At 36.9% G+C, this 1,549-nt stretch carries 1 protein-coding gene; it reads right to left on the minus strand.

What is annotated here, in order from left to right:
* Window positions 1-103: 103 nt before the first annotated feature.
* On the minus strand, window positions 104-1,549 hold a 1,446-nt coding region (locus tag HET73_RS07380), incomplete at its 5' end, for a leucyl aminopeptidase (protein WP_218939346.1).

Genomic DNA, 1,549 nt, shown 5'->3' on the forward strand with positions numbered 1-1,549 from the left:
CGGAGTACATGCAATCAGCTCACAAAGAGTAAATAGGGACTCTTGTTCAATTTAATAGTAGATAATACTGGAATTTGGAAAGCTAAATTCCAGTACCTGGGTGTTAATTACTTGCCTCATAGTACTTCTCAACCAATTTATTGAGCAACCTTATACCAAAACCTACTGCCCCTCTTGGAGAAATATCAGTGCCTTTTTCGTGCCAAGCAGTTCCTGCAATGTCTAAATGTGCCCAACAAGTGTCGTTCACAAAACGCTGTAAAAACTGTGCAGCCATTATACTATCTCCACCAGAACCTACAGGAGCTATGTTTTGCACATCAGCAATCTGTGAGTCAATAATCTTATCGTAAGTCTCGTTCATAGGAAAACGCCATAGTTTTTCATTTACTTCGTTGCCTGCATTAATAATACGATTCGCTAATTCATCATTATTGGCAAAAAGACCAGCATATTCATTATTTCCAAGCGCAACCACTATAGCACCAGTTAGAGTTGCAAGATCAATCATAAATTTTGGTGAAAACCTGTTTTGCGTATACCATAAAGCATCTGCAAGTATAAGCCTTCCTTCCGCATCGGTATTTAACACTTCTATTGTTTGTCCAGACATTGAAGTTACTACATCGCTTGGTCTTTGAGCATTACCACCCACTGCATTTTCTGCAAGTGCAACTACGCCAATTGTATTTACTTTTGCTTTTCGTCCAGCTAAAGTACGCATTATCCCAACCACGGCAGCAGAACCTGCCATGTCATATTTCATTGACTCCATACCGCGTGAAGGTTTGAGTGATACTCCACCGGTATCAAAAGTTATACCCTTACCCACAAAAGCTATTGGTTTTTGTTCCTTAGAAGTCCCATTCCATTTTATCACCACTAATTTTGGCTCTTTACTGCTTCCTTGTGCTACTCCAAGCAATGCCCCCATTTTTTTCTCTTCCATTTGCTTTTTATCAAGCACTTCAACCTCAAGACCGAGTTTAGTAAGTTCAGTTTTTATATAATCAGCATAAGATTCTGGGTATAAAACATTAGGTGGTTCTGTTATAAAAGAACGCGCGAGGAATATGCCCTCACCTTCGTGCCTTAGACGTTCAAACAATTTTTCAGCACTGCTTAATTGCTCATCTTTTGCTAATACTGTAATTTCTTCTACCTCTATGATTTTTTCATCCTTTTTAGTCTTGTATTTATCAAACTTAAAGCTACGTAAAAACGCACCATATGCAATATTTGCTGCACTATCTTCAATTAAAACAGCTGCTTTCTTGATCTTGAGTCTGCTTAACTCACAATATATTTTACCACCAATGTTTAACGCTTTATTTTCATTCCATTCATCTTTTTTACCAAGTCCAACTACTATAACATTTTTTTCTCCTGATAAAGTTGTAGAAGAAAATTCACCAAAACTTCCATTAAAGTCACTGAATTGTTTTATATTATCTATAATCTGCTTTTCTTGAAAAACTCCACAGTCACTTATGGTTTCACTGCCTTCAAATAAACCTGTGACTACTGTTTTAAAATCAGATGAAATTTT

It is taken from the genome of Wolbachia endosymbiont of Atemnus politus, from assembly GCF_013309895.1.